The organism is Chamaesiphon sp. OTE_75_metabat_556 (assembly GCF_031378165.1).
Taxonomy (GTDB): Bacteria; Cyanobacteriota; Cyanobacteriia; order Cyanobacteriales; family Chamaesiphonaceae; genus Chamaesiphon.
Map to the genome: position 1 here is coordinate 1 of NZ_JANNDR010000299.1, position 5777 is coordinate 5777.

Below are 5777 nucleotides of genomic sequence, written 5' to 3' on the forward strand. Positions count from 1 at the left end.
CTCTAATCAAAAAAATTATGCCACTAAGTGAACTTCTGTCTCCAGTCAGTCAACTGTCTCATCAGGATAAACTGCGACTTATTCACTTTCTCCTGCTTGCAGTAGCCAAAGAAGAAGGATGTAGCCTAGAAGCAAATCGAAATAGCGATTCAGAGAGTGTACTTCTCAATCGACTAGCATCCACTGAAGCCGTTGTCTGGTCTCCCCAATCCGATGTAGCAGCAGTTCAAGCATTATCCGATCTTCTGGTAGTAGCACAGGGAACAGCCCATGCTTGATGGTCAACGTTATTCATTCATCGAACGAACCAATGGTCTTGGACAGTCAACGGTAATGCCCTATTTACCCTTGACGCTGACCAATGGCAGCTATTCGGTAGAGGTGATGGCATTACTAGACACAGGTGCCAGCGTCAATGTCCTTCCTTACGAGATCGGTATTCAGTTAGGAGCAGTCTGGGAAAACCAAACTGTGACCATTCCATTAAGTGGAAATCTAGCTCATAGTGAAGCAAGAGGCTTAGTTTTGTCTGGAACAATTGGATCGTTTCCGCATATTTTACTGGCTTTTGCGTGGACTCAATCTCAAGACGCACCTGTAATCCTCGGACACATGAATTTTTTCGCCGAGTTTAACGTGTGTTTCTATCGCCATGAATTAGCCTTTGAAATTCGTCCGAGATAAAAACTTGAACGAATTTTATTAAAACTTTGAATAATTCTCGATCTATGCACCCAGTTTTTCGGCTAATTACTTTATGTATAAATTAACGATTTGTACGGAAACCCATGCCTAAAATCACCGTCGGCGATATCGATATTAACTACGAAATTCAAGGTAGCAGTACGCCGCTACTGATGATTATGGGTTTGAGTTTCAGTCTCCGCGATTGGGGCGAGAAATTCACAGAATTACTCGCGCAACACCATCGACTAATCCTGTTCGATAACCGCGATGCTGGACTCACCAGCCGATCCAATCGCTCCTATAATATCGCAGACATGGCAGATGATGCCGCCGGACTTTTAGACGCATTAAAGATTCCCAAAGCACATGTATTTGGTGCTAGCATGGGTGGTGCGATCGCCCAGCAATTTGCACTGAAATATCCCGATAAGCTAGACAAACTTATTCTCGGTTGCACGATAGCTGGTGGTAGCTGTAGTCAGTTGGGCGATATTAGTGGCGTGATGAATGGCAATCTTTCTAATTTACTATTTATACCCACTTTCATTCAAAACAATCGACAGGAACTACGAGAATTTCTGAGCAAAACAACCCCATTACATAGTCAGGGTGATGCTTTAGATCGTCAAATGCAAGCTTTTGGTACTCACGATACCTGCGATACTTTGGCTGACATCAAAGCACTGACGCTCATCCTCACGGGCGATAAAGATATTGCGATTCCTCGATCGAATAGCGATTTTCTGGCTACAACAATTCCCAATGTTAAATTAGAAATTATTGCAGATGCCGCTCATGGCTTTTCTTATAGCCATCCAGAGATCGCTGCTGATTTGATTCATCTCTTTTTACAATCGCCAACCAACCATAGAAAAAAGATTATGCAAAACCCCATTAATGACATTCTGAGAGCATTCGGTGCTTATGCTCAAACCTTTAATTTGTTGGAGCCAAAGAAAGTCGAACCATTTTTTCATTTACCTGCTATGCTGATTACTTCAGAAGAAGTAGCAGTCATGCAAAATTCATCTGATGTGTGTAAAGTATTCGAGACTTTAATGAATAAGTTAAAAGTCAGAAAATTCAAGGAGAGTAAAATTATCGGTTCGCTCAAAGTTACTCAACTCAGCGATAATCAAGGACAGGTTGTCGGAGTTGCCAAACGATTTAATCAAGCGGGTGAAGAAATCGAACACTTTGGCTTTACTTATACCCTGCGAAAAGTTGAAGATAAATGGAAAATTATTGCAGGCGTATTGCACGAACCGGAAACATTGTCTAATTCTAAATGATTCGATCGAGATAATCAGCTAGAAGGGTTTAAGATCCCCGACTTCTTCAAGAAGTCGGGGATTTGGCTGTATCGATTGCTGTTGACGCAGAAGCTAAACTAATCCGAGAATATTAATTAATTCATCATAATATTTCGAGATTAATATGCACAACATTCCTTTTCTGATTCTGGATGTGTTTGCGACGGGGAAATATACAGGCAATCAACTGGCTGTATGTTTGGATGCCGGAGATTTGACGGATCTTCAGATGCAGCAAATTGCTCGTGAGATTAATTTCTCGGAGACAACCTTTATCATCAATTCAGAGCAAGTTAATGGTGGCTACGATACCCGCATTTTTACGCCGACTACCGAATTGCCATTCGCCGGACATCCGACGCTAGGGACGGCATATGCCATCCAGCAGGAAATTATTAAAAATGCCGTCAAGCAAATTAATCTCAACTACCAAGTCGGACAAATTCCCGTCGATCTCAACTATCTCAATGGGGAACCAGATATTCTCTGGATGCACCAGCAACAGCCCAAATTTTTTGAGCCTTTAAATACAGACACTCTAGCGGCTGTCATTGGGGTAGATTCAAGTGATATCGATTTGGACTACCCGATCGAGCCAGTCTCGACAGGTTTACCATTTATCATCGTGCCCTTGAAAACTTTGGCGGCGGCGAGTCAGGCGAAATTAAATCTGAATCTTTACCACCAAGCAGTAGCCAAGTTACCAGCCCAAGCGATCCTCGTATTTTGTCCTGAAACCGTCGATGCGAGTTGTCAATTACACGTTCGGGTGTTTACCGAGTGTTTTGGGATTCCCGAAGATCCCGCCACAGGCAGTGCCAATGGCTGTCTGGCGGCATATTTGGCCAAACATGAATATTTTGGTGACTCTAGAATAGACATTGCCGTCGAGCAAGGTGTAGAGATGGGTAGATCTTCCCTGCTCTATCTGCGGGCTGAGTATACACCGGATAGCTGTCAAGTGAGTATTGGCGGTCGCGTCATCCACATCGCCTCAGGAGAATTTATTTTATAATAGTAGACGAAATGCATGGTAGTTCAAATCGCTTTAAACCTTTCTACAGCAAGGTGTCCGACCTAAAGCCTAAAGCCTAAAGCCTAAAGCCTAAAGCCTAAAGCCTAAATTCTCCCCTTTCCGAAATCTGAGAATTACGTTAAATTTGATTAAGATATGTTTTCAGATATTTTTAAACTCTATTAAGACAACCTGAAATTAATCACGGTCAGCTCGGTCGCTCATCACCCCATCATTAAAAGGCAAACAATTTTATGAAGTTTTCGTGGAAACTAGCAGTGCTGTGGACGATACCCGTTCTAATCATTGGCTTTTTCGTCTGGCAAGGGGCATTTACACCCGTAACGGCTGAAGTTGGCAAGAATACAGCCAGTACTCGCATGACCTATGGTAGATTCCTGGAGTATCTCGATGCCAATCGGGTCAAAGCAGTCGATCTTTATGATGGTGGTAGAACCGCGATTGTCGAAGCCATCGATCCAGACTTGGAAAATCGGATGCAGCGGCTGCGGGTAGATTTACCAACAAATTCCCCAGAACTGATCGCCAAACTACGTGACTCAAATATCTCATTTGATAGCCATCCCGTTCGGAATGATGGTGCGGTTTGGGGTTTCCTCGGTAACTTAGTTTTCCCAGCCTTGCTGATTGGCGGCTTGTTCTTGTTATTCCGCCGTTCTAACAATATGCCTGGTGGCCCCGGTCAAGCGATGAACTTTGGTAAATCCAAAGCTAAGTTTCAGATGGATGCCAAAACTGGGGTGATGTTTGATGATGTCGCTGGTATTGCTGAAGCCAAAGAAGAGTTACAAGAAGTTGTCACCTTCCTCAAACAGCCCGAACGCTTTACTGCTGTCGGTGCCAAAATTCCTAAAGGTGTGCTGTTAGTCGGCCCTCCTGGTACTGGTAAAACCCTGCTTGCTAAAGCGATCGCGGGTGAAGCTGGCGTACCATTCTTTAGTATCTCTGGTTCGGAATTTGTGGAAATGTTTGTCGGTGTGGGTGCCTCCCGCGTCCGCGACTTGTTCAAAAAAGCCAAAGAAAACGCCCCTTGTATCATCTTTATCGATGAAATCGATGCTGTCGGTCGTCAACGCGGTGCCGGTATCGGTGGCGGTAACGATGAGCGCGAACAAACGCTCAACCAGATGCTGACCGAGATGGATGGTTTTGAAGGGAATACGGGGATTATTATTATCGCCGCTACCAACCGTCCTGACGTCCTGGACTCTGCTCTCTTACGTCCAGGTCGATTCGATCGCCAAGTTCAGGTCGATCCACCCGATGTCAAAGGTCGCGTCGAAATCCTCGGCGTCCATGCTCGGAATAAGAAATTAGGTGAAGGTGTTTCGCTAGATGCGATCGCCCGTCGGACTCCAGGTTTCAGTGGTGCGGATTTGGCCAACTTGCTCAATGAAGCTGCTATTCTCACCGCTCGTCGTCGTAAAGATGCCATTACCAACCTCGAAATTGACGATGCAGTCGATCGCGTAGTGGCTGGGATGGAAGGTACGCCATTAGTCGATGGTAAGAGCAAACGTCTGATTGCTTACCATGAAGTCGGCCACGCGATCGTCGCGACTCTGATTCCTGCCCACGATCCACTCCAAAAAGTTACCCTCATCCCTCGCGGACAAGCGGCTGGTTTAACTTGGTTCACACCAGCCGAAGACCAATCCCTGATCTCGCGGACGCAGCTCCGCGCTCGGATCTGTGGTGCCCTCGGCGGACGCGCCGCTGAAGAAATCATCTTTGGCGATTCGGAAGTCACAACTGGTGCTGGTGGAGATTTACAACAAGTCACCTCGATGGCACGCCAAATGGTGACGCGGTTTGGGATGTCCAAACTCGGCCCCTTGTCTCTAGAAAGCCAATCTGGTGAAGTCTTCCTCGGTGGTAACTGGGGCGCGCGCTCTGAATACTCTGATGAAGTCGCCGCTCAAATCGACCAACAAGTCCGTGAAATCGTCGCTGGTTGTCACCAAGAAACGCTCCAAATCATGCGCGAAAATCGCTCGGTGATCGATCGATTGGTGGATATCCTAATTGAGAAAGAAACGATCGACGGTGAAGAGTTCCGCCAAATCGTTGCTGAGTACACGGTGGTACCTGAGAAGCCTCAGTTTGCACCGATGCTGTAGACACAGTTTGACATTCTAATCATTAAAAAGCCCTGCTAGCACTCAACTAGCAGGGCTTTTTGTAAATCCCCTCCTCGGAGGGGTGCCCAACGGGCGGGGTGGGTAGATCTCCGCGACCCACAAACAATCGATCGACTGTCTCCATTCGTTAAGCATATATGCAATGGATGGCTCGATCGATGATGCGATCGGAGTTGGGGGTTGGTAGCGAAGATGGTGAACCCACCCCGCCCTACGGGCACCCCTCCGTGGAGGGGATTTTTTGGAGGTCGAACTAAACCGAACTAACTCGATCTAACCTTTATTAACAGATTTTAGTTTCTTTCTCATCCGAATAGCTGCTGTACCACCAACTAGCGTGCCGATAATGGTAAACGGTTCGGGAGCTGCTGTTGCAGCAGAAACATTTCCTGGACCAATAATCGTGGTCGTGAAAGAGCCAGAGACGCCAGGAGAAAAACTAGTGCTAACAAGGAAATAATGGTTCTACCGAACCTGCTATGCTAATTTATCTATAATGTTCCCGCTCTGGCGATCGACAAGATTGGTATTGTAACTCTCGTAATGTTTAACTGGTAGGAATCGTGCAAGTATATTATCATGTTAAATGACAGAAAAATT

At 45.8% G+C, this 5777-nt stretch carries 6 protein-coding genes; 5 read left to right on the forward strand and 1 reads right to left on the reverse strand.

Annotation, left to right across the window (positions count from 1 at the left end; genetic code table 11):
* Positions 1-17 precede the first annotated feature (17 nt).
* From RMO27_RS12115 to ftsH2, 5 genes are all read left to right on the forward strand, one after another.
* Positions 18-278 (forward strand): hypothetical protein, encoded by a 261-nt coding sequence (locus tag RMO27_RS12115; protein WP_396133685.1) that lies wholly within the window; start codon positions 18-20, stop codon positions 276-278.
* A complete protein-coding gene (locus RMO27_RS12120) occupies positions 271-684 on the forward strand; it encodes a hypothetical protein (protein WP_396133683.1) in 414 nt (137 codons plus the stop codon). The genes RMO27_RS12115 and RMO27_RS12120 overlap by 8 nt, the downstream gene beginning before the upstream one ends.
* Before the next feature lie 104 nt (positions 685-788).
* Positions 789-1979 carry an alpha/beta hydrolase gene (locus RMO27_RS12125; protein ID WP_309732771.1) on the forward strand — a complete coding sequence of 397 codons (1191 nt, stop codon included), beginning with the start codon at positions 789-791 and terminating at the stop codon, positions 1977-1979.
* Positions 1980-2124: 145 nt separating this feature from the next.
* Positions 2125-3015 carry a PhzF family phenazine biosynthesis protein gene (locus tag RMO27_RS12130; RefSeq protein ID WP_309732773.1) on the forward strand — a complete coding sequence of 297 codons (891 nt, stop codon included), beginning with the start codon at positions 2125-2127 and terminating at the stop codon, positions 3013-3015.
* A 254-nt stretch (positions 3016-3269) separates the two neighbouring features.
* Positions 3270-5156 (forward strand): ATP-dependent zinc metalloprotease FtsH2, encoded by a 1887-nt coding sequence (gene ftsH2 / locus RMO27_RS12135; RefSeq protein ID WP_309732776.1) that lies wholly within the window; start codon positions 3270-3272, stop codon positions 5154-5156.
* Between the two features lie 294 nt (positions 5157-5450).
* Here the strand turns inward: ftsH2 and RMO27_RS23850 are convergent, their stop codons facing one another.
* Positions 5451-5579, reverse strand: a complete 129-nt coding sequence (locus RMO27_RS23850; protein ID WP_396133686.1) for a PEP-CTERM sorting domain-containing protein — start codon at positions 5577-5579, stop codon at positions 5451-5453.
* Between the last annotated feature and the right edge of the window lie 198 nt (positions 5580-5777).

Bases quoted from the DNA above. Each gene is read 5' to 3' on its own strand.
- RMO27_RS12115 (WP_396133685.1), top strand. From the start codon at position 18: ATGCCACTAAGTGAACTTCTGTCTCCAGTCAGTCAACTGTCTCATCAG.
- ftsH2 (WP_309732776.1), top strand. From the start codon at position 3,270: ATGAAGTTTTCGTGGAAACTAGCAGTGCTGTGGACGATACCCGTTCTA.
- RMO27_RS12130 (WP_309732773.1), top strand. From the start codon at position 2,125: ATGCACAACATTCCTTTTCTGATTCTGGATGTGTTTGCGACGGGGAAA.
- RMO27_RS12125 (WP_309732771.1), top strand. From the start codon at position 789: ATGCCTAAAATCACCGTCGGCGATATCGATATTAACTACGAAATTCAA.
- RMO27_RS12120 (WP_396133683.1), top strand. From the start codon at position 271: ATGCTTGATGGTCAACGTTATTCATTCATCGAACGAACCAATGGTCTT.